Origin of the sequence: Chitinophaga sp. W2I13 (assembly GCF_050434005.1) — a bacterium.
Taxonomy (GTDB): domain Bacteria; phylum Bacteroidota; class Bacteroidia; order Chitinophagales; family Chitinophagaceae; genus Chitinophaga.
Window position 1 is genome coordinate 1,475,712 of sequence record NZ_JBNPWD010000001.1, and the last position, 24,066, is coordinate 1,499,777.

Below are 24,066 nucleotides of genomic sequence, written 5' to 3' on the forward strand. Positions count from 1 at the left end.
ATCTCAGGTAACAGCTATTTTGATACCTGGAATAACCCGTTCCATTTCATCTACAAACTTCTTGTAACTGGCAGGTTTACCCAGGTAACCTTGCCTTTCTTCCTGGCAAAGATGCTGGACCTCACGGCTGGAATAAGCGGTAACAAGAATAAAAACGCAGTCCTTTTTAAGGAACTTTGCTATGATATCTCTTGTATTGCCTCTCAGGTTAACATCCAAAAAAACGACGTCTACTTTTCTTTCAGCGATCAGGCTTTCCACGGTGTCCAACTCTGATGCTTTTTTTACGAGTTTTAGATAGGATGTTCTTTGGATATAGCTTTCCAGTATATCTAATGCCAGAGGCTCGTCATCTACTATGGCACATCTGTATTGCATTTCTTACCAAAGGGGTTAATCAATTAGGAATAATAAACAAATTTAAAGATCTAGCGTAAAAAACCTGTCCCTGTTAAAGTAGTGGGAGTAGTAGGAACACTCGAAAGTATTGATGTTACTCCTTCATAACTGGACGCCCTTATGTTCTCTATTGTCCTTACATCAGCTTTTGAAACAATTTCTTTTTCTAAAATTAACACAGGGCGGCGATTCACAGACAATTTGCATTTCAACATAAAACATGCATTTAAGATGATCTCTTAAACAAATCACAGGCCGAATCTCGCCCAATGCTTATAAATATCATATTTTATTAGACATAATTGCCTTTTTCTTCGACCAACAGCCCTCATTGTTGATAACTATTCATCGTCTTCATCATTATAGTTGGCAATGCCAAGCAAGCGCTTGAGGTCCTGCCGCGACGCTTTGGAAATAATTACAGACTGGCCGTTAACAACTTCCACGGTATTACCCATGATGGATTTAATCGCCTGTAATCTTACAATGTAGGATTTGTGGATACGCATAAACTGATCGGGCGGCAAAATATCTTCTATCGCTTTCATCCGCATATAGGTAATGATATTTTTTTCCCTGCAAACAATTTTAATATAGTCTTTCATCCCTTCCACGTAATAAATATCATCGAAGATAATCTTCGTCAACTTGTTATTGTCTTTTACAAACAGGTGATTGGCTGGCTGAACTTTCGACTTGGTAGTTTCCACAGCTGCCGGTTGCCAACGCTGACTGATATGCGCACGCGCTTTATTTACCGCTTTGAGGAACCTGTCAAATGAAATAGGCTTTACCAGGTAATCCACTGCATCCAGCTCAAAACCCGCAATAGCGTGATCTCTTGAGGCGGTAGTAAAAATAACAACAGGTGGATTACTCAGGGAACGGATCATTTCGATGCCATTAATATTGGGCATCTGGATATCGGAAAACAGCAGGTCCACAGGCTGCCGTTGCAATTCATTAATTGCGTCAAAGGCATTTTCGCAAAAGGCTACAGGTTGCAGATAAGGCACCCTTCCAATGTAATTTTCCATCAGATCCCTCGCAAACGGCTCATCGTCCACTACAAGGCAGGTAATTACTTGATCCATATTTTCTAGTTCAACTTTAGTGTCAAGACAACTTTGTAATATTCGGGATTATTTTCAATAAATAAAATGTGTTGATCAGGATATAACAGAATAAGTCTTTTGCGGGTGTTCGTTAACCCAATTCCCCCGGATACCTTTTTACCTTCCGGGAGCTCCCCTTTGCTGTTCGAAATTTCAAATCTCAGCTGGTTATCCGATACATCCATCGACGCATGAATCCAGCATCTATCTGCTGTAGTGCTATGTGAATATTTAAAAGCATTTTCTACAAAAGGAAACATTAGTAATGGCGCTATCTGGTAGCTACCCATCTTTTCCGTATCGCAATCGAAATGTATACTGGCATTTTTTCCATAACGCACACTTTCCAGTTCTACATAATTTTTCAGGAACTCCGCCTCCAGGTGCAGCGGTACCATTTCTGTATTCGAATCATAGAGCGTATACCGCATCATCTCCGACAGGTGCATGATCAGGTCTGATGCCAGCGCGTCATTTCTGATAGACAATGAATAGATGTTATTCAGTGTATTAAACAGGAAATGCGGGTTCAGCTGGGAACGTAGAAAATCAACCTCCAGGTTCAGGTTATCCCGCTCCAGCCTCAACGTACGGGTGGTGGTGCGGATAATGTCCAGGACCAGTTTCAACGACATGGGCGGCGCTACTGTCATCAATACAGGAAAGAAGATCTTCAGTAAATGGTTAGGTGAAAAAGTATCTTTCCATCCGCTGCCAACCACCCGCCCCAGGAATTCCTTCACCGGAACATCCGTGATCTCCAGAAATGTAACTACATACAAAGAGCATAGGTAATTAATAACAGACCAGAACAGGAAAGGTATTATTAAACATACAATCGTAAGAAAAAAATACCCCTTCAGTAAAACCTTCGGTATCGTAAAATAAAAAACGGAATAAAAAAAGAACATGGCGCCCAACATGTTCCGGATAACAAATACAAGGCTGGCGCTGGCGGAAACAGCAAAAGTACCACTCACTAATAAGGCATAAAACATTGCCATGCATCCCCACATGAGCACATGCGCCCATATTCTTACTCTCCTTCGATAATACTTATCAGACAAAAAAAATGAAATCCATTCCATGAATTTCCGGCTGATGTCAGGCGGCTCTCCATTGGTTTTACTTCTGAAAAAAGCTAGCATTGTATCCCTGAATATAAAAAATTTACCGTAAGCAGCAGCAAGTAAAATAAAAATACTTTACCAATTTTAATTTTCTTTTATCATATAAATATAAAATGATATACAAATAGCCTTTTTAGTCTATAACTTACACATTATGAATGCCTTCCGACAGCAGCTAAAGTACACGATGTTGGATACAACCGCATTTTCATCGCGTTTATAGGTCAATACGTCTAATAAGTTTAACAGGCTGCTATTTAATGCTGACTTTTGATATGCAAGCCTGAATATGTTCGCTGGCTTAAGCTCTTTGCCGTTAAAAATTCTACAAAAACAAGGATGAAACGTGCATAAACTGCACAAAAGATACTTTCATCCATTGTTGTTACCATTGTCACTTAAATAGATTGACATTTAATTTATTAATAATATTACACCAATCTGGTCAGAAAACCTAGCGAATTTTGTCCTTTGTGAACTCCAAAAAAAGATTTTAGCTGAGGGTATGAATATCTACCTGCTAATACTATTCTATTCTATGGAAACACTATGATTTCCCCCTTACAGCTCTAAAGGAGATAGGCATCAGTCTATCTCTTTTTATTATACAGCCACTGCACCCACCGCCACAAAATCAACAAACACATCATCAGCAGGATCAGGTAGCCTACCGGCTTCCCGTTATACACTCCCTGGCACAACCGGGCTACCCCGGCGACCAGTAAGGTTATCACCATGCCTCTTGCAAAAGGGAAAAAACCAGCATATTTCCGGAACAATAAGGTGAGGTAACCAATGGTAATAAACAGGCCATAGAAAACCAGGAATGTTTTCCCTTTAATAGCAAAGGGATTCCACTGCGAGGTAACGTGGTAAACATACAGGAAGGGTAACGAGAAGGCACAGAGGACCAGGATGGAAAAAAAAAGGGGCCGTGGAGTTGTTTCGTTTTTCATGTTATCATTTTTAAAGATCAGGAACCGCAACCACCACATCCACCTCCGCAACTGCTGCCACAGCTACTTCCACAGCTGCTGCCACTACTACAGTTGCTGCCGCCTGCATCATTTTCACTCCCGGCTTCCTTCTTCTTTTTGTCGCTTTTCGCAATAAGAAGACCCATAAACAGCAGTACCATTGTAAATCCAAAGAAAGGGCCGCTGTCGGCCGAACAACCGGTAAAGAAGAAGAAAGAAAAGAAGAGAAGGGGTGTTATAAAGCGACGGGGAAACAAGCTAATACGCTTTATCAGGGAGAAGGAAAGAGAGGGGGATTTATTTGACCAGATGGCTTCCGGCGGATCTTCTCCAAAGCATTGCCGGTATAACTGCAGCGTATCTTCCTGCCAGGCGGCGTGTTTTTGCTGTTCTGCCTTCCCCCCGCCGGAAGGGTGATGGTGGATCTTTTTACCCAGCGTTTTCTCACAAAATGCCTCCCAGTAATTCTGCGTGTAAAGTAAATGCTGGTGCCATACTTTATCTACAATTTCAGAAGGGGAAGCGCCCGTTGGAGAAATACAGCAGAGATAAATAAAGCGCTTGTACTCCTGTATAGCCCGCTGTGTAAAGTCTTCACTCCAGCGCTGTTCCCGGGCCAGCTTCTTTGAAAAGGGGAACTTGATATCCGGTTCATCCAAATGGAAGTTACTGATCTGCTCCCAGAGCAATTTACCCGGTGACAAGGCTACAAATTCGTTGTTTTTCATCATCATAATTTCATTTTTTATTTGTTAATACCAAGATGAAATTATTTCAGAATACTAAAGTCTTGTGCGTATCTTACATCGACCTATTTTCGTATTATAATCGTCTTATTATGAGTAAGGAAGAACTGCTTAACCTGGAACGATTGATGAATTATATTGCTTATCAGTATCTGAAAAAGGTAAGCTGGGAAGATGTTTCAAAAACAGAATGGAGCCATGTGGTACATGAGTTCAATACCGTTATTGAGAAGCAACAGCGCTTCAGGAAATTAGCCACGCCCCCTTCCCTTTTCGGCGACAATTATTTCTATGAACACCTGGTGATCCGGAAACTGAAAGCAGCCAAAAACAGTGCGGGTATTGCAGCGCTGAGCAGCCCTAATTTCTCCAAGCTGAATGTAATGGCCGTAGCACTGGGCTTTACCAGCTACATTGATTTCATCAACAATTCGGCAGAAGTATACCCTTTTCATGAACTGAAGATCGGTATCCCCCTGTCGGAAGTGAATCATAAACTACTGGATCACCTGGTAGGTTACTGGTATTGCTATAACCGGAACCTTCCGTTTAAGTCGGGTAAGAAAGCGGCGGAACGCATCTGGAGGTCTTCCCTGGAGATCTATAAGTCGGGCGATGAATACCTGGTGGAGCGCACCGGCAGGGACAATCATATGTATTACGGCAAAATAACCTCTTATGCCAACTACATTTTTATTATCATGAACAGTACTACGTTTATCCGTCAACGTCATTTCATAGGCCGGCTGAAAGATATGGAAGACAATATCAAAAGATCCGGGTATGCCATCAACGAATTAAACTTTGTAAGCACCTGTGTGAGCTTTAATGAAGAACCTATCGCGCTGTATGAGATCTTTCACCGGGTGGCTAAAGTGAAGGACTTCCAGCGAACGTCTGTAGACCTGGCCTTCGACAGCCCCTTGCTGCCAAAGCATATCCTGGTACACCTGAAAGACAGTGAGCAGAACAGGATCATGCAGCATTAAATAACTAGCTGTTGAAAGGTAACCGCACCCAGGGGCTTTCCGGCGTTACCAACAGGTATTCCATATTATTATGCAGGATTTCGAAGCTGCCCATTTCCACGCCATTCCACACGCAACGTGCAAACTGGTAGGAAACGGAGAGATGTTTCCAGGAGGTATAGGTCCTTTTAAGCAGGGGTACACAAGCCTGGATATATTCCTGCGCCTCCCCGAAGCTGATGTAACCGGCCGCATAGCCCGACCGGCTCAGGTTAATAATGCGGCCAAAATCCCAGATCAGCATATCCGGCTGGAGGCTTTCAGTTACCAGTTTCCTTTCCCTGAACAGTTCCAGCGCTTTACGGGTGTTGCGGAACCGCTCCATTACCACCGCCTCTTCCAGCTCGTTGGTAGCAATATGTTCCCTTAGAAAAGCTTTACTCTCTTTTATGGATACGGCATTGATCGCCTGCCAGATGATGTCGTATTCTATCCGGTGACCGCTTTCCTGGAGCCAGGCCAGCGTTTCCTGTAGTTCACCGGCATTGCTGATATCCCACCACTCCGACAAATGTTCGCGGGCTGCCTGTTCATTGGCGCCTGTAGTCAGATCGTTCAGGTATTGGCAGTTTACAAAGGCGATATCAGCGCCGCAGGCTATTGCCCATTGCTGCGGGGCATCCAGCTGGCTGTGGGGATTCAGTAATATGGCCAGCGGATGTTCATCTCCATCAGTTACATCTGCATCGTCACCGGAAAATAATTGGTTAAACTGTTTGACGTTATCCTTCAACAGGGCAGGCCAGTCGCTTACCGGGCTGGTAGTTTGCCGTAACTGCTGCTTATACAGGGCAATTTCTTCTTCGCTGAGTCCCATATTGCGCAGTTGCTGCTCCATATAGTGCTGCTGATTCATCAGGATTGGTTAAGGGTTCGGTTAAAATGAGCTAATACCTGGTATTTACGCATAAAACCAGGTTAAAGTTTTTCTTTAGGTATACGGCACAAAGATAGAGAATGTTCTGATACGAGCGCATGATAAAGCAAAAGCAATATCAATAATAGTTAGGGGAGCGATTTAAAAGGGGATTGCCGGCGCCTGGAGGGAAAGTCAAATACACGTATACCCGTTACCGGTAGTGCTTTTGACGCTGTAGCACAAATAAAAAGGGATGTTGCGGTACAACATCCCCATCACTATGACGATCTTCTAATATTAAAAAGTTCTGTCGCGTTTATCCAGTTTTCCTCTCCTGTTTTGCGGTTTGGGTCTTCTTGGAAGCGCTTTTGGCATATCCGGGTTGGCGCTGTTGGCTTCCATCAGTGCTGCTTCCTCAAACGGATGCGACACGGAAGGAATGGTTTGCCGGATAAGTTTATTGATGCTGTGGAGGAATGGTCTTTCTTCTGTATCACAGAAAGAAAGGGCAAAACCTGCCGCACCCGCTCTACCGGTTCTGCCTATACGATGTACGTAAGTTTCAGAAACATTTGGCAGATCGTAGTTGATAACGTGTTCCAGTGAGTCCACATCGATACCTCTTGCAGCAATATCCGTAGCTACCAGCACACGCAGGCGGCCATTTTTAAAGTTGTTCAGGGTATTCTGACGGGAAGCCTGTGATTTATCACCATGCAGGGCATCTGCATCGATGTTACGTTTCTTCAGGTTTTTTGCGATCCTGTCCGCGCCATGCTTGGTTTGGGTAAACACGATGGTGCGTTCGATACGGTGGTCTTTCAGGATAGTTTCCAGCAGTGATTGTTTATCTTTCTTCTTTACAAAATAAACGGATTGTTCAATCCTTTCTGCGGTGGAAGATACCGGTGTAATAGTAACTTTCTCCGGTTTGTAAAGTAAGGAGTTAGCCAGTTGCGCGATGCTTGGCGGCATGGTAGCCGAGAAGAAGAGCGTTTGGCGCTGCTGTGGCAGTTCCCGGATCACCTTTTTAATATCGTTGATAAAGCCCATGTCCAGCATGCGGTCGGCTTCATCCAACACAAATATTTCCAGGTGGTTCAGGTAAATGTAACCCTGGTTCATCAGGTCGAGTAAACGACCCGGTGTGGCAATCAATATATCTGTTCCATTACGCAGGGCAATGGTTTGCCTGTGCTGCGGAACACCACCAAAGATCACATCGTGTTTCAGACCGGTGTGTTTGCCATAGGCGGCAAAACTTTCATCGATCTGCACCGCCAGTTCCCTGGTGGGCGTGAGGATCAGTGTACGGATATGTTTAAAACCTTGTTTTTCCGGCGTACTGTTATGTAATAACTGTAAGATGGGGATAGCAAACGCAGCCGTCTTACCGGTGCCTGTTTGCGCGCAGCCTAAGAGGTCTTTACCTTCCAATACAATGGGAATAGATTGTAATTGTATAGGAGTAGGTGTAGTGTACCCTTCAGTTTTCACTGCTTTTAAAATGGGCTCAATAAGCCCTAATTGCTCAAATAACATGTTGATATATCTGATGTAATAAATATAAAATAACGCTTCTTCATCTTTAGCGTTATCACAATTGAGGAGAGCAGTAAAGAAAAGATTTCCGGACTGGAGAGAATAGATATTTCTGTGCTTTATGCTTTTAACTCAACAGACGGAAGCAAAGATACTGATTTTCTGGTGAAGATGTTGATAAATTAAAAAAAAGCCATATGAAAGGGGTATTTTAAGTGTCAAAACAGTCCATAATTGCCGTTATGAGGGCTTAAATAAAAAAAAGCCGCTTTCCGGCGACTTTTTAGAAATTTACTTTGCCGCTTCCGGTGCAGCATCAGGTTTGGTTTTTGGCTCTTCATTCCCGTGGTGACAGGTGTAGCAGGAAACCGCCATTACCTCGCTGCCCTTAAAGAATTTCTTGTTGATGCGTTTGGTCATCTTCATCATATCCCTGGCAACGCCCTTATGCGGATTAGCGTCGCTGGCGAAATCCAGCTTCTTGGCATCATCTTTCCGCGGCTCATGACAGAAATTACATTTTACGCCCAACGCAGCATTAAAGCCACGCATTACTTTGATCAGGTCGTCGTGACTGATATCTTTTGGCAATACTTTCAGATTGGTAGCCTTCTCCGGCTCCTGGGGCAGTGCGAGTGAACATAGGGTGCCGGCAGCCATAAATGCCGCCACCACTACAAAGCTTTTCCTGATTTTCATTGATCTTGGGTTTAAATAAGTCTTTAAATGCTTCCTTTAGGAAGGAATCTACAAAAAAGAATAATAGGTTGTAGGTGGGTGGGGCCGCTTTTTTCCGCGGATGGAGCGGAGGGTGAGCGGAGGTTATCTTAGCGGAGGTTGTCTTGGGCACTGATTACGCTGATTTTACTGATTTCTCTTTTGTGATTTTTTTTGATTTGGGGAGATTGGAGTTTTGATTGGAGAAGGTTGTTTTGATGATTAGCAGATGCTTCGCATCTGCTTAATAGATGCCTGGTACATGCTTAATATATGCTTAGTGTATGCTGATGACCCGGAGGTGATGTGGAGGTGATGTGGACTTGAAGCTAAGATCTTTTACTACAGGGCCTTACAGGCGAAAAAGTACAAGGCGGTTATACACATCAGTGCCATCTAAGTGAAATGGCCTTGCTGATACATGAGGGAAATGAATGCCGTATTCAACTATTGTAAAACCATCCTAAATTGACTGAATTTTCCGGAAATTCTATAAAAAGACAAAAATAATTCAATTTTCAGTAACCAATGAAGGCTATTAAATAAAAATCTATCATTGCTCCCATCTTCCAAAATCACAGAAAAATCATAAAAAAAATCACAAAAGAGAAATCAGTAAAATCAGCGTAATCAGTGCCCAAGACAACCTCCGCTCAAGACAACCTTCGCTCGCAAAACAACCCCGCACCCAGATGGATGCGGGGGCTTTTTATAATTATGAGGACTTAGTTATTGTCAACACAAAGCTTGTTGTAGATCAGTTCGTCTGAAGAGATCGGCCAGATGTACTGTGCAACGGTTGGCGCAATTACCGGAACGGTGCTGCTTTTGGCAGGGAATGGAATTCCCAGGCGGGTAATTTCCATACTCCTGAAGCCTTCTCCCAGCAGTTCAATATGCTTTTCCCGGGTGATGGCGGCCAGCAATGCTGTTACGTTGGCAAAATCAGCAACGGTATAAGTAATGGTGGCATCGGAACGGTGTCTTACGGCAGACAATAATGCTACTGCTGTAGGATCCACTGAATTGGTTTGCCGTGCCCTTGCTTCTGCCAGGTTCAGTAACACTTCTGCATACCTGATCACGGGAATATAATCTGTGAAGGGGCTTGGCGTAGGGAATTTAGTCCAGAAATTCTTCCCGAGAGATTGTACAATAAACTTCCTACGCGCATCGGTAGCTGGCTTCCAGGAAGAATCAGCGATCACCCCATTAGGATGCATGGAGTACTCTCCGTTGCCGGTGAATGGCTTTGCAGCAGGTGTAAAATAATATCCCAGCTGGGTTTGCGTGCCCGGGAAATCATCCGTAGACCCGGTAAACGGCAATGAAAATATAGATTCCCTGGTAGAATAGGGCGGCGCAAACACCTTCTGTACATCCGCTTCCAGCGCATGCCCCGCAGGCGATACGAACGGCGCACTGGCTGACACCAGTTTTGCCGCTTCTGCTATTACTTTATCATACTGCTCCATATACAGGTATACACGGGTTTTATAAGCGATCGCGCTATAGGCATTGGCGCGCGTAATGGAGGTTAAGGCCCCTGCTGCCGGTTTGGTCAGTAACGCTTCAGCAGAATCAAGATCGCGGATAATCTGCGCATATGTTTCATTCACCGTACTGCGGGCGCGCGCATAACTGCCAATTTTAGCATGTCCTTCGGTGTGAATAATTAACCCTGGCCTGCTGCCGGCGCCATCCCAATGCGGACGTGCATATAACTGCAGCAAGGAGAAATAGCTTACACCCCGCACAAACTTGGCTTCCCCGGCGTACAGCTTTGCGATGGAGTCACCTACGATCTGGTTTCCAACCGCATTCATACCGGTAAGGAAAACATTGACGTTGTTAATGGTAATGTAACCCTGCGACCAGATCTCTTTCACCTCCTGCGCTTCGCCTGTAGGCACCATTCGCCAGGTGGCATTCAGCGTTACGTTGTTGGCCTTTTCATTCACAAAATCTTCCCCTCTTACTTCGTTGGCAATGGCATATTTTCCTCCCAGGAACTTGCCGTGCTTCATCACAGAGTACAAGCCATTCGCCTGGCTGGCGATCCGCTCTTTGGTTTCAAAGGCCCTGAAATCAGGAATATCTGTGGAAGGTACCGGGTCCAGTAATCCTTTCTGACAAGCACCCAAACCTATCACGGTAACCGCCAATATATTTAACACATATTTTTTCATCTTCTTTCAATTTAAAAGTTAACATTAAGACCCACTGTCAGCGTTCTTCCATTACCAAGCGTGTTACGGTCAACACCCTGACCGGAAGCATTATTACCATTGGAAGAAACTTCCGGATCGGGGCCGGGGTACTTTGTAATCAACGCAAGGTTTTGTCCACGCACATAAACTTTGGCGCCCTGCAAACGGATAGCACTTGCAACATTATCAGGGAGGCGGTAAGTGAGTGCGGCGGTACTTAACTTTACAAAGTCGCCTTTGAAAACGTTGGCAGCAATCGCAAAAGAAGAACCATTGGAAATGTTATCGCCATATACTACGCGCGGCATATCTGTCTGATCACCCGGGTTCTGCCACCTGTTCAGCACATCGGTACTGTTATTCCAGTAGCGTTGATCCCTTAACCCTGCATTACTGCCGTAGTACACATAAAATCCTGTTTGATAGGTAAGCAATACATTCAGCTCAAAAGCTTTGTAGCGGAAAGTATTCTCCAAGCCACCGAGTATTTTCGGATTGGTATTTTTATAAGCCACGGCATCTTTCACACCTACTGTAGGAGCTGTTTTGCCATCTTCATACTTATACTTAACGGCATCCGCATTATTAAAATACACCTTGTCGCCGTTGGCGTTGATAAAGATCCTTCTGCCGGTTGCAGGATCCACACCATCCGTACGCACTACATACAACATACTGGCAGGATAGCCTACTTTGTTGATACTGGTTTGTTCCAGGCTGCTGGTGACAAAAGGAATGGCAGTAATATCGCCGGCCAGGGATGTTACTTCATTTTTGTTATGTGCAATATTGAAACCGATGTTCCAGGAGAAGTCGCGCTTATCAATAGCCACTGCGTTTACGCTGAATTCCATTCCTCTGTTGTACATGCTGCCTACGTTGGTAGGAATGGTAGCAATGGTAGCCGTGATGCTGGTGATAGGAATGCCCGCAGATGGCATTTGCGGCACAAACAGGATTAAGCCGTTAATATCGTTATAGTAATAAGAGAACTCACCACTGATCCTGTTATTCAGGATACCATAAGTAAATCCTATGTCTGTTTTCTTACTGGTTTCCCAGTTCAGATCGGGGTTACCTGCCTGGTTAAAATAAATAGAAGAACTGCCACCGTAAGGAGCAGGCTTATACAGTGATAATGCATCGTAGTCGCCCAGGCCCGCGAAGTTACCCACTTTACCATGACTGGCCCTGATCTTGAAACTGCTGAATACATTATTAAGACCTGCATTGGTCCAGAAAGCTTCTTTCGTAATTTCCCATCCTGCGGAAAAACCATAGAAAGTACCTTTCTTAAAGTTGGGACCAAAAGCGGAATATTGGTCCTGTCTTACATTGGCGCTTAAATAATATTTCTCATTGTAATTATAATTTAAACGGGAGAAAGCAGATAACAGGTAATTTTCCCTGCGCAGCAAATAACGCGACAGGTCTGTGAGCCAGCCGCCTTCACTATTGTTGAAATAGTTATCCATTTGTTTCTGGCGACGCAAACCATACCGTTCGCGTGCATCCCGTTGTTGCTCAAAACCAGCCAGCAGGCTGAGGTTATGCTTGCCGAAAGAACGATCCAGCTGCGCTGTATTTGTCCATACCCAACGTTTGTTTTGTGTATAAATACTATTAACATCCCCGTTAGAAGAAACGCCATCGCCCGACATGTTATTGAGATAAATATCGTTGTTCATCAGGATGTAATCGGCGCCATACTGGGTTTTTAATGTCATCCACTCAAAAGGTTTCACCTGCAGGTAAATATTGCCCTGGATGTGACTGGCCTCTGTATTGGAATGGTCCATATCCAGCAGTACCTGCGGATTGTAGATACCGATAGGCAAGGTGTTTTTTCCGCCACTCATACCGGAACCACTGATATTATAACTTCCGTCGTTGTTATAGGCGGACACTAACGGGGAAGTGAGGAAAGCAAGACGGGCAAGACCACCGGAGTTAAAGGCTTCTCCTTCCAGCGAGCCGGAAGATCCCGAGATCAGGCTTTGTTCGTTGGAGTAAGACATCCGCGCACCAATGGAAAATGATTTCCCCAATTGCTGGTCAATGCTGAACAGGAGGCTTTTGCGCGCGAAGTCATTCTTTTTCAGAATACCCTGTTGTTTGGTATATCCTGCTGAAAAATAATAGCTGGTATTTTCAGAACCCCCGGAAACATTTACGTTGTGATTCTGCGATATGGTTTTATCGCGGTACACCACATCCATCCATTTGGTATCAATCACTTTACCGTTGGCATCGAGGTTGGCTACATAGCGATCAGCATTACCGGCATTTTTCAGCGCCTCATTTTTCATTTCAAGAAACTGTTCCGTATTCAATACGGTGGGCAGGCGTGTGGGCCTGGTAGTACCTACCCAGCCATCGTAGACTACTTTCGGGCGGCCTGCCTTTCCTTTTTTAGTAGTTACAAACACCACTCCATTGGCAGCGCGGCTGCCGTAAATGGCTGTAGCAGCAGCATCTTTGGCGATATCTATGGAGGCAATATCAGCAGGATTAATGCTTGATAATGGATTCAACGGAGAGTTGGAAATACCTGCGCCTACATCACCGGAAAATGCAGGTACTCCATCGATAACAATTAAGGGATAGGCGCTCATGGAAATAGAATTGGAGCCGCGGATCCGGAACACCGGCGGGTTATTCACGATTCCGTTAGGCACCGTGATCTGCACACCCGCGGCACGACCGCCTAAACCTGCCTCAAAGCTTTGCACCGGTAATTCAGCGATGGCGCTACCTTTAACGGAGACAATGCTGCCGGTTACATCTTTTTTACGTTGTGTACCATATCCTACTACCACCACTTCGGAAATAGCTTTTGAATCGGGCAACAGGATAACGGTGCCTGTGGTATTACCTGTGACAGCCAGCGTTTTTGTTTCGTATCCTACAAAAGATACTTTCAATGAATTGATGTTTTCAGGCACAGCAAGCGAGAACTCGCCTTTTCCGTCGGTAACGGTGCCTGTTTTGCCTCCGGGTAAGCTCACAGAAACACCGGGTAATCCATTACCGGTATCGTCTGTTATCTTTCCTTTCACAGTGCGGGAATGCTGTGCCAGCAGCGAGGTTGCTATCAATAGCATACCTGCCAGCACGAGTAGAAGTTTCCTCATGTCAGTTTAGATTTAATTGTTGATAAAAATTACAATGGTGGTATCGGGATTTTTGGCAATAAACACCCTGCTCCGGCTCATGAACCGGATTGGCATGCATTAACAAAGACCAGGTTATTACTTAGCTAAAAGACTCTACAGTCCCGAATTTTAAGATTTTAGTTATAATAATAAAGGTTTAGATTCAGAACTTTGGTTGCTACTACAGTACAAATACTCACAATAAGGTTTGTTGCCAGATTTACTGGTTACTTAAAAATAAAAAAGAAATTTAACTTTTCATCGCAGTGATAAATATTACTTTGCATTCATCTCTTCAAAAACGATTTTCCAACACTCTAACATTTAGCTATCAGCGGCTTATATATTCAATTACCGACCGGAAATTTTTATTCTCCCCATCCGGTTAACGTATAGGCATAACCGGTGTCTTTCGGATGTGCTTTCCAGAGAGGCGTCAGATCGAGATCCGGATATTTTTTTTCTGCGATGGCAGCGAGTTCCAGGTAGCCATCTGCCTGCATCGGCTTAATTTGCCGGTATTGCCAGGCGGCGTTACCTGCAGCAAATGGAAGCATCCATTGGAAAGCCTTGCGCAGGCTTTTCTTACCGGGGCTTTCATAATTCCAGAGATCTACCTCTATCTTTTCCGCCATCAGTGCCAGTTCAAAAAAAGCTTTCAGGTTAAAGTAAGAATAATTCCAGGAAAGGGTGCGCTCGAGTTCCAGCGGCTGCCGGCCATCGGCTTCAAATTGTTGTTCCATCCGTTGCTTGGTTTGTGTGAGCAGCAATTGTTTTGCCAGCGCCTGTTGTCCGGTGAACAATGCCATGGCTACTGCCTGTACATCGTACCAGGTACCATGATTATTTTTTGCTGCCAACTCCTCCTTCCCTATTTTACTGGTACGCATCCAGGTAAGGAACTGGCGGAACCAGTCCTGTATACTTTTGTATTCCACCACCGGAAAGGCGGGCGAATCTTTCAGCAACTGCATTCCATCCATCAATGCAATTACAGCATGTGTATCTATTAAGCCAATACCCCGTCCTTCTGTAATACCTGGAATGGCCTGGCCGTAGTTGAGATTGGGATTCATCCGGGTAGCCGGATCGAGGAACCAGGTATGTAATAACGCCACTGCTTTGGTGGCGTATTGTTCCTTACCGGTATAAAACCAGGCAAGACCGAGCACATTTACATCGTTGCACAAGGCATTGAAATAAGAATCATCTTTAATCGTATATCGTTCCGGATTGGTCACTCCATCGCGACGGATGTATGGCAATCCGTTTGCTTTGGCGGAATCCGGCCACCAGTAGGGGCCTACACTCATGTAATCATGTTTGTCGCCACTCGGGGGGACTTTACTTTTAAAAGTAACCGCATACGGACCGTGTTGCAGCGCACGGTCAGCGCGCGTGAGTAATTCATGCAGCGCCTTTTCAGCTCCGGGCTGATGCGTTGCGATGGCTGCTTTCTGCGCCGTGAGCACGGCAGGGTCGAATAAAAATGTGCCAGGCGCGGCTTGTTGTGCGGCCGTATGTACGGGCAAACAGGTGATCAGTAAAATAAAGAGGGTACGGGTCAGGTGTAGCATAGTTAATACTTCCTTTCTAATTTAATCAATTTTCAACTCTTATTAAAAATCTTCTTCAATCGCAATAACCGGGTTTTTTACCGATATTCACGAGGCTACCTTTGTTTAAAAACATTGATGCTATGAATCATTATAACACCGTTGCCACGGCAATAGACTATATTAAAGAGCATTTCAAAACGCAGCCCGACTTACAGGAAATTGCTGCGGCCGTACATATGAGCCCATTTCATTTTCAGCGTGTATTTGCAGAGTGGGCAGGGGTAACACCTAAAAAGTTCCTGCAGTACCTTACGCTGGATTACGCCAAAACTATATTGAGAGAAGAAAAGGTAACCGTGTTCGATGCTGCCTTTGAAGCGGGGCTTTCGGGCACCGGCCGCCTGCACGACCTGTTTATCAATATAGAAAGTATGACGCCGGGAGAATATAAAAACGGCGGCAAGGCATTGCGCATTAATTACAGTTTTGCAGAGAGTCCGTTTGGTGATATCATTGTGGCATCTACCTCCAAAGGTATCTGCCATATGGCTTTTGCAGACGATCAGCAACTCGCCCTGCAGGCGCTGACCGCGCAGTTTCCCCATGCACAGTTTACCCAGATGGTGGACCTTATTCAGCAAAACACCCTGTATATTTTTACGCAGGACTGGAGCCGGCTGTCTGAAATAAAACTGCATTTGCGGGGAACGGACTTTCAACTGAAAGTATGGGAAGCCCTGCTGAAAATCCCGATGGGTAATTTAACTACCTACTCACAGCTGGCAACAACCCTTCAAAACCCAAATGCTTCCCGCGCAGTAGGCTCAGCGGTGGCACAGAATCCGGTGGCCTTCCTGATTCCTTGTCACCGTGTAATTAAAGCCACCGGCGACACCGGGCAATACCATTGGGGAAGCACACGTAAAAGCGCCATCATTGGCTGGGAAGCCGCCAAAAAAGGAAATACTGATGGATGGGAGATATAAACTGCCCGGTATTCCGGCAGCGTCCAAAAAACAAAGGGCTGCCCGCTTGTGTAGGACAGCCCCGTTTTTGCTTATGAAAAAAAGGACCAGCACTAAATAGTGCCTGCCGGTTAGACGAGGAAAAAAAAGTTTATCAGAAAAGTCAAAATATCACCATTGTATAAACGTCGTCAAACATGCCTGCAGGGCATGAGCATTAGTTCTCTCACGAAGATCAGCGTCCGGTTTAGATGTTAATCAAGTTAGTTTATCGTTTGTGATACTTCTTCTTCAGATTTTGGTTGCTATAAACACATCCTCCCGCAGATGCTTAGTAGTGCTTAATAGGTTACCTTAAAAATAAAAAATAATTTTGCATTTTCATATATAAATTTCCTGTTTGTTTAGAGTCCGCATTAAAAAACATATCGATATTTAGTATCAATCCTTTACATATACCAATATCCATGCGTTTTCTGACCTCCCCATAAAAAACAATGAATCCGGAAAGAAACCTGCCGGTAAACCGGTGATATGGTGTGACCGGAGATGGCTGATCAATGTGTGCTGGAATGCCCGTATATACTTATCAGTGAGCGCTGGAATCTTACCAGATAATACGCAAATTTTGCCAAACAATCTATTTTTTTTAAGCGTATTATAAGGCGGCGCTCCGATTCTTACACCTAACTTTGCTATACCAAACACCAAAGTACCTACGGGAACGCGAACTTATGAATGTTTACAGTATAGTTAAAGGACCCCAACAGCCAGAGCTGCTTCATCATGAAACGCTGGCCGATATTTTTTCACAATCGGTGCAGGAACATGCCCATCAAACCGCACTGATATTCCAGCAACAAACACTTACTTATCAACAGCTGGATCACTGGAGCGATGCCATCGCCGTATTCCTGCAATCCAAAGGAATAGGTCCCGGCAGTGTGGTTGGGATCTGGTGGCCACGCAGCCTTGAACTGCATGCCGCTATACTGGGCATCATTAAAGCCGGTGCGGCTTATGTTCCCCTCGACCGGGAGATGCCGGCAGAAAGAGTAGAAGGTGTATTGACAGAAGTAAAGGCGGCGGCCTGCTTCAGCCAAGTTCCCCTCCAGCTGGAAGCCCCGGTGTTATCAGTACCACCGGTACCTGGCAGCACTGAAATATTCACCCTTAACGCCGGACCACAACCCGAAAATTTTGCTTACATATTATACACTTCCGGCAGCACCGGCAAACCCAAAGGCATCCCGATCAATCACCGGCAGATCTGCCACCTTATCAGGGCAGAACAAACCGTTTTAAATATCCGTGCCACCGATAAGGTGTACCAGGGTTTCTCCGTATCTTTTGATATGTGGTGCGAAGAAACCTGGCTGAGTTACTTTGCCGGCGCCACGCTCTGGGTGGCCGATGCCACCACCGCCAAAGCCATTGATGAACTGGGCGATGTATTGCGCCGTGAAAAAATCACCGTACTACATGCCGTTCCCAGCCTGCTCGCTATCATGGACGATAATATCCCCACGCTGCGCCTCATTAATGCCGGCGGCGAAGCCTGTACGCCACAGGTACTATCCAGGTGGGCTGTACCCCCGAGGCACTTTTATAACAGTTACGGGCCTACGGAAACAACAGTAAGCGCCACTTTTGCGGCGTTAAAGCCAGGAGATTATATCACCATCGGACAGCCGCTGCCCAATTACAACATGGCTGTGGTAGACGAAAAACTGGATATCCTCCCGGTAGGCGAACGCGGAGAACTGGTTATTTCAGGACCCGGCGTAGGCGACGGGTATATCGACCGCCCCGAGCTGACCCGCGAAAAATTTGTGGATAAGCCAGCTGCCATGACGGAACTACCCGGCTCACGCCTGTACCGCACCGGTGATGCCGCCATTATTTTACCGGATGGCAGTATCGACTTCCAGGGCCGCCTCGATGATCAGATCAAGCTGCGGGGATACAGGATCGAACTCGGGGAAATTGAAAACCAGCTCCATGCTATTGCCGGCATTGCCGCAGCAGCAGTGGCGGTGAAAAAAGACAGCAACGACCAGGATCAGCTGGTAGGTTATATTGTACAGGAAGATCATGCTCCTTTTGATGAATCCTTCCTCCGTGCAGCACTCGCCAAAGTATTACCACCCTATATGGTGCCCGGCACCATCGTAGCGCTGGAAGATATGCCCCGCCTGCCAAGCGGCAAAATAAACCGTAAAGCACTACCACTGCCTGCGGCCTTTGCACAGGTAACCACTCATGAAGCCATTGATCCGGACGCCCCTGTAGCCGACAGGATCAGTGCTATCCTGTCAAAGGTATTTCCGGATAAAACAATCGATCTTCAACAGGACTTTTTTACCGACCTGGGAGGACACTCCTTACTTGCAGCAGCTTTTGTATCACGACTGCGCCGTGAGGCCAATGTGCCTAATGCATCTCTCAAAGATATTTATATACACCGCCCCCTGCAGGAACTGGTAAATGTATGGGCCGCACAGCCACAGTCGGCCCCTAAGCCGCCCCGCGTTTTTAATAAAGTGCCGTGGTGGCGTCATCTCAGTTGCTGGATAGCACAAACTGTTGCCATACTGGTGATCTTCGGATTATTTGCCATGCAGATATTCCTCCCTTACCTGGGATATTATTACGTGGAACAGGATACCAGCCACCTTGGATATGCGATCCTTACCGCTCTTATCATGTTTTGCCTGTTACCGCCTCTCTTTTCCATGCTTATTATCAGTACCAAATGGCTGGTAATAGGCAAAATGAAAGCAGGAGATTATCCTTTATGGGGTACTTATTACTTCCGCTGGTGGCTGGTAAAAACAATCCAGCGCCTTATGCCTTCACAATTCCTCAATGGCACGCCTTTATACCCGGCTTATCTCCGGTTGCTGGGCGTGAAAATAGCACCGGATGCGCAACTCGGCGCGGTAACCATTGGCGCAGAAGATCTTGTTACCATTGGCAGCGATGTAAGTATCAGTTCACAGGCTGTCATCAATAATGCGTTTGTGGAAGATGGATGGCTGAAACTACGCAGCGTGTATCTTGGCGATCATGCATACGTAGGCAGCAGTGCAGTTATTGGCGGCGACACGGTAATGGAAGCCTGGAGCGAATTACAGGACCTTAGTTTCCTGCCTGCCAACAGTACTGTGAAATCTGGCGAGGTATGGCAGGGTAGCCCGGCTGTACTAAAAGTAACTAAAAATATCAGTGAGCTGCCACAGCCCCTGCCGGTATCAAAAGCTACCCGCAGAAAATACAGCGCTATCTTTTCGCTGTTCCTGCTGGTATTTCCATTTACGGTGCTATTGCCGTTGTTGCCTACCATCATTACCCTCAACCAAATGGATAATGCCGCACCGGATTATAACTTCAATTATATGGTGATCACACCGGCGCTGGCGCTGAGTTATATTATTTTATTTACTGCGCAAACCGTGCTGCTTACCCGTTTACTGCAATGGGGAATTAAGCCGGGCACTTATCCTATTTACAGCGCATTTTATGCCCGTAAATGGTTTGCTGACCAGTTGATGTCGCTATCGCTGATTGTAATACATCCTATTTTTGCCACAGTGTATATCTCTTCGCTGTTCCGCGCACTGGGAGCCAAAATAGGCCGCAATACCGAAGTATCTACCGCCAGCAGCGTTACCCATCCTTTACTCGAAATAGGCGACGGCGCCTTTATTGCAGATGCGGTAACACTCGGCGAATCTGATGTACGCGGACAACAGCTGATACTCGAAAAAACGATCATACATAATACCAGCTTTGTTGGCAACAGTGCCCTGATACCACAGGGTTATGAATTGCCGGAGAATATGCTGATAGGCGTGTTATCCACACCACCCTCCAAAGAACAGCTGGCAGCAAGTACTGCCCGCGACTGGTTCGGCTCCCCGGCTATTGCGCTGCCACGCCGCCAGGAAAGTCATTTCTTTCCCCCGGAACTCACTACCCATCCATCGCCACAACGCAAACTGGCCAGGGCTACGGTTGAATTTATACGTATCCTCATCCCGGAAACAGTGGTGATCTGCTGCAGTATCCTGTTCATTGCCTATGCCCATGACCTTGTAACAGATGAACCCTGGTGGATGATCCTGTTGCAGTTCCCCTTCTATTATCTCTTTTTCCTGGGGCTGCCGGCATTCTTCTTTACCGTGCTGCTCAAATGGATTCTTGTAGGCAAATACAAGGCTTTACAAAGCCCCATGTGGACATCCAATGTATGGCGCAGTGAAGCGATTACTTCTACCTACGAAGCACTCTCTATTCCATTCCTGCTGGAATACCTGAAAGGGACTCCGTGGCTGCCGGTAATACTCCGCCTGCTGGGTGTAAAAACAGGCCACCGCGTATTACTGAATACCGCAGATATCACGGAATTTGACATGGTGGAAATAGGTACTGATAGTGTGTTGAATGAAGACAGCGGCCCGCAGACACACCTGTTTGAAGACAGGGTGATGAAGATAGGACCCATTAAAGTAGGCCGCAGAAGCAGCATTGGCGCAAGGTCCATTATTCTGTACGATAGTGAAATAGGCGATGATGTAAATATTGCGCCGTTGTCGTTGTTAATGAAAGGAGAAAAATTACAACCTGGTACCAGCTGGACAGGCAGCCCGGTTAAACCGGAATAACGCTATCAACTATACGAAAATGATTAACATCCAATCCATACAAATAAAAGATCACTATGCTCTCATCAGCAACATGATGGAGCAGCTGCATCTTTCGGAAAAAGCATTTTTCCCGAAAACGGCCACCTGGGAAAGCATTGCATCCAACTATATGCAACATGTGATAGAAATGCAGGAAACCTGCGGTGGCACTTGCCTGCTGGCCTATGCAGGTGATAAACCAGCAGGCTTCATCTTTGCATATCCGGAAGAACCGGACGACAGCCGGATTGAAGATTATACAGGTAACACCCTCTATGTATCTGATGGTTATGTAGCAGATGAATTCCGCCGCCAGGGTATTTACAGGATGCTGAATGAAGAACTGGAACGGATATACGTAGCAATGGGTATTCGCAGGATAGTCAGATATACGCTGGCGAACAACCATCGTATGCAACGGTTCCTGGCATCGGAAAAATATGAGCCGGTACGGCTGGTATATGAGAAGTGGCTGACTTAACAGCCCCTTCTCTAATAGTCGATAGCATGGTCCTTTTTCACAGAAGCTCCGGCATATACTTTCTTTGAGGTCCATGGCTGCGCCGGTTCCGACCAGAACGGACTGCCGTAAGGTAAGCCCAATGCCAGGAAACCGGTGCTGCATAAATACAGGCTGCCGGTAGAGGTATAGGTATCTGCAATCTCCGGCTGATGCCCGCAGAAACCAATCTTCAGCCATCCTTTTTTATCAAAAGTACCGGGCACCTCAAATATTCGTTTATTCACTGCCGTTAGTGCACACCTTACCTGTGCGGGCGATATTTCTTCCGGCAGTTTTTCTTCCAGTGCAATTTGCGCAAGTGCCTGGAAAGCCGCGTTGCGGTAAGGCATGGAGCGACCCACTACCGGGAAAGTTCCTTCAGGAGAAATTTGCCTTTCAAGAATAGCGGCATAACGCTGCATTCGTTTTAATGCCAGTTCATAGTTTGCTTTACTTCCCTCTTCTTTTTCAGCCATCACCTTTAGTACGTCTACCAGCATGGGCTGGATCACAAAAGAGTTGTAATAGTCGTAATGAAAATGCGCGCCGTCGCCATACATACTGTCACCCTTATACCACTCCATCATTTTTTGCACGGCCAGGTCAATTGGTTTGCGGTCCCAGTCGGCGCCGAATTTCAGCAGCATGGCTTCAATGATGGCGGAGAACAATACCCAGTTGTTGGTAAATGCTTTAATGCTGCGTAAACTGATTAATCCATCTATTACCTGCTGTTGTGTTTTGGGAGTGAGCCTGCGCCATACATGCTTTGGTGCGCGTAATAATCCATGCGCGAGGAAAGCGCCGTCTACCAGTGGTTGTGCATCAAATTTGCCGGTAAAGTTCATATAGTCCGGGGATGCAGGATCTACTGCCATCGCTATTGCTTTGTGGGTCATTTCCAGCATGGCAATACGCTTGCTTCCCTCCATCGTGTTGTCTGGTCCAAGTTCCAGCCAGGGGGCAATGCCGGCCAGGGTTCTGCCAAATGCTTCGAGGTAGGTTACTTTCTCCACCGGTTTTCCATAGTTCGGCGCCACTTCGGTAGGCATGGTGGCTTTCAGTTTTCCTTTGCTCAGTTGCTCAATAACGGGCTGGCATATACGAATCATCAGATCCACATTATACTCCCTGTCATCGGGTGCAGGCTTTTCAGCCGCCATCGCTTTCAGCAATCCCTTTTCAGAGCCTATAGTACTTGCCACTCCTGCCATAGGAATAGCTTTGATAAAAAAACGTCTGTCCATGCAAATAAATTTACGGCATTATTTTGCCCATTGTTTATACCGGAGTAATGCTTCTATAAAGTAATAATCAGCATAAGTGAGCGGTACATCCACTTCCGATTTATTAGGCAGGTGGCCTACGCTATGCATCAGTATAAAATCATTGTTTTCTCCTTCCTTCGCCAGGTATGCCGGGCTGCAAAGGCTTGCCAGCATTTTTTCTGCTGCATTCCAGTAACGTTTGCCATCGGCTTTATTGGTGAAACGGCTTAGCTCCAGCAAGGCTGATGCAGCTACTGAAGCAGCAGATACATCACGCAGTGCGTTGGGAATATCCGGTGCGTCGTAGTCCCAGTAAGGCACGAGATCGGCCGGCATATGCGGGTTATCCAGGATAAAGTTTGCGATATGACGGGCCTGCTCCAGGTAGGCTTTATCTTTTGTATCGCGGTACATAAGGGTATAGCCATATAGTCCCCATGCTTGTCCGCGTGCCCAGGCAGAACTGTCGGCCAGTCCCTGATGTGTTTTACGTTCATTTACCGCACCGGTAGCGGGATCGTAATCCACTACGTGGTAAGAGCTGTAGTCCGGGCGGAAATGGTTCTTCATCGTAGTGTTAGCGTGTATGCGGGCGATTTCTGCAAACTTTTTGTCGCCGCTTTCGCGGGTAGCCCAGTTCAGCAGTTCGAGGTTCATCATGTTATCAATGATCACCGGGAACTTCCATGCGCCGTGATCCCATGATTTAATACAACCTACGGTTGGGTTAAAGCGGGTGGACAATGACTTTGCGCTGGTGAGCAAAATGGATTTGTAAGCGGTATCTTTTGTGATGCGGAGGGCATTGCCAAAGGGGCAATACATCATAAAGCCCAGGTCATGTGTGTGGGTATTGTACTGTTCTTTTTGTACCAGCGCCATTCTCTTCAGGGCTTCGTTTTTAAAGGCCGGATCTTTGGTATATTCAAAAAGGTACCAGTTGGTACCGGGATAAAAACCGGAGGTCCACCAGCCGGAGTTAGATGTCATCAAACTGCCATCTTTGCTGGTGCTGCGTGGCAGCAAACTATCGGGTACATGCGTCATCATCAGCTTGTACTGCCTGGCGGCGAATTGCAGGGTGGCATCTGCTTTTGCGAGTAGGGCTTTATCTGCTTTACCCGCCTGCGCATACGATTGCATCATAAATGCCGGCAATAACAATACCGTAAAGAACAGGTTCTTCTTCATAATAACGTGATTATA

At 46.0% G+C, this 24,066-nt stretch carries 17 protein-coding genes; 4 read left to right on the forward strand and 13 right to left on the reverse strand.

Going from position 1 to position 24,066, the window contains the following annotated elements:
* Window positions 1-3 precede the first annotated feature (3 nt).
* From QFZ48_RS05885 to QFZ48_RS05905, 5 genes are all read right to left on the reverse strand, one after another.
* A complete protein-coding gene (locus QFZ48_RS05885; protein ID WP_370909456.1) occupies window positions 4-378 on the reverse strand; it encodes a response regulator in 375 nt (124 codons plus the stop codon).
* A 362-nt stretch (window positions 379-740) separates the two neighbouring features.
* Window positions 741-1,493 carry a LytR/AlgR family response regulator transcription factor gene (locus QFZ48_RS05890; RefSeq protein WP_429045001.1) on the reverse strand — a complete coding sequence of 251 codons (753 nt, stop codon included), beginning with the start codon at window positions 1,491-1,493 and terminating at the stop codon, window positions 741-743.
* Window positions 1,494-1,498: 5 nt separating this feature from the next.
* The gene (locus QFZ48_RS05895) at window positions 1,499-2,296 is read right to left on the reverse strand and encodes a sensor histidine kinase (RefSeq protein ID WP_429061563.1); all 798 of its coding nucleotides are present in this window, start codon (window positions 2,294-2,296) and stop codon (window positions 1,499-1,501) included.
* A gap of 938 nt (window positions 2,297-3,234) precedes the next feature.
* On the reverse strand, window positions 3,235-3,600 hold the full coding sequence (locus QFZ48_RS05900) for a hypothetical protein (RefSeq protein WP_429044998.1): 366 nt from the start codon (window positions 3,598-3,600) through the stop codon (window positions 3,235-3,237).
* A 17-nt stretch (window positions 3,601-3,617) separates the two neighbouring features.
* Complete coding sequence (locus tag QFZ48_RS05905) at window positions 3,618-4,355, reverse strand: glycine-rich domain-containing protein (protein ID WP_429044997.1); 738 nt, start codon at window positions 4,353-4,355, stop codon at window positions 3,618-3,620.
* A gap of 104 nt (window positions 4,356-4,459) precedes the next feature.
* On the opposite strand from QFZ48_RS05905, the gene QFZ48_RS05910 reads away from it, so the two are divergent.
* Window positions 4,460-5,356 carry a hypothetical protein gene (locus tag QFZ48_RS05910; RefSeq protein WP_370909451.1) on the forward strand — a complete coding sequence of 299 codons (897 nt, stop codon included), beginning with the start codon at window positions 4,460-4,462 and terminating at the stop codon, window positions 5,354-5,356.
* A gap of 4 nt (window positions 5,357-5,360) precedes the next feature.
* Here the strand turns inward: QFZ48_RS05910 and QFZ48_RS05915 are convergent, their stop codons facing one another.
* The 6 genes from QFZ48_RS05915 to QFZ48_RS05940 form a co-directional block, all read right to left on the reverse strand.
* Window positions 5,361-6,251, reverse strand: a complete 891-nt coding sequence (locus QFZ48_RS05915) for a DUF1266 domain-containing protein (RefSeq protein WP_429044995.1) — start codon at window positions 6,249-6,251, stop codon at window positions 5,361-5,363.
* A gap of 300 nt (window positions 6,252-6,551) precedes the next feature.
* On the reverse strand, window positions 6,552-7,796 hold the full coding sequence (locus tag QFZ48_RS05920; protein WP_429044994.1) for a DEAD/DEAH box helicase: 1,245 nt from the start codon (window positions 7,794-7,796) through the stop codon (window positions 6,552-6,554).
* Between the two features lie 291 nt (window positions 7,797-8,087).
* Entirely contained in the window at window positions 8,088-8,495 is a 408-nt protein-coding gene (locus tag QFZ48_RS05925) for a c-type cytochrome (protein ID WP_370909448.1), read from the reverse strand.
* Window positions 8,496-9,238: 743 nt separating this feature from the next.
* Window positions 9,239-10,702: a RagB/SusD family nutrient uptake outer membrane protein gene (locus tag QFZ48_RS05930; RefSeq protein ID WP_429061565.1), complete on the reverse strand. Its 1,464-nt coding sequence runs from the start codon at window positions 10,700-10,702 to the stop codon at window positions 9,239-9,241.
* A gap of 11 nt (window positions 10,703-10,713) precedes the next feature.
* The gene (locus QFZ48_RS05935) at window positions 10,714-13,857 is read right to left on the reverse strand and encodes a SusC/RagA family TonB-linked outer membrane protein (RefSeq protein WP_429061567.1); all 3,144 of its coding nucleotides are present in this window, start codon (window positions 13,855-13,857) and stop codon (window positions 10,714-10,716) included.
* 389 nt (window positions 13,858-14,246) lie between these two features.
* The gene (locus QFZ48_RS05940) at window positions 14,247-15,455 is read right to left on the reverse strand and encodes an alginate lyase family protein (protein ID WP_429061569.1); all 1,209 of its coding nucleotides are present in this window, start codon (window positions 15,453-15,455) and stop codon (window positions 14,247-14,249) included.
* A gap of 122 nt (window positions 15,456-15,577) precedes the next feature.
* On the opposite strand from QFZ48_RS05940, the gene QFZ48_RS05945 reads away from it, so the two are divergent.
* The 3 genes from QFZ48_RS05945 to QFZ48_RS05955 all read left to right on the forward strand — a co-directional run bounded on the left by QFZ48_RS05945 (window position 15,578) and on the right by QFZ48_RS05955 (window position 21,571).
* Complete coding sequence (locus QFZ48_RS05945; protein ID WP_429044985.1) at window positions 15,578-16,423, forward strand: bifunctional helix-turn-helix domain-containing protein/methylated-DNA--[protein]-cysteine S-methyltransferase; 846 nt, start codon at window positions 15,578-15,580, stop codon at window positions 16,421-16,423.
* 713 nt (window positions 16,424-17,136) lie between these two features.
* Complete coding sequence (locus QFZ48_RS05950) at window positions 17,137-21,069, forward strand: Pls/PosA family non-ribosomal peptide synthetase (RefSeq protein ID WP_429061571.1); 3,933 nt, start codon at window positions 17,137-17,139, stop codon at window positions 21,067-21,069.
* 19 nt (window positions 21,070-21,088) lie between these two features.
* A complete protein-coding gene (locus QFZ48_RS05955; protein ID WP_429044981.1) occupies window positions 21,089-21,571 on the forward strand; it encodes an N-acetyltransferase family protein in 483 nt (160 codons plus the stop codon).
* 11 nt (window positions 21,572-21,582) lie between these two features.
* Here QFZ48_RS05955 and QFZ48_RS05960 read toward each other — a convergent pair whose 3' ends face one another.
* Both QFZ48_RS05960 and QFZ48_RS05965 read right to left on the reverse strand, forming a co-directional pair.
* Window positions 21,583-22,839, reverse strand: a complete 1,257-nt coding sequence (locus QFZ48_RS05960; protein ID WP_429061572.1) for a DUF2264 domain-containing protein — start codon at window positions 22,837-22,839, stop codon at window positions 21,583-21,585.
* 18 nt (window positions 22,840-22,857) lie between these two features.
* Window positions 22,858-24,051: a glucuronyl hydrolase gene (locus tag QFZ48_RS05965; protein ID WP_429061574.1), complete on the reverse strand. Its 1,194-nt coding sequence runs from the start codon at window positions 24,049-24,051 to the stop codon at window positions 22,858-22,860.
* Window positions 24,052-24,066 lie beyond the last annotated feature (15 nt).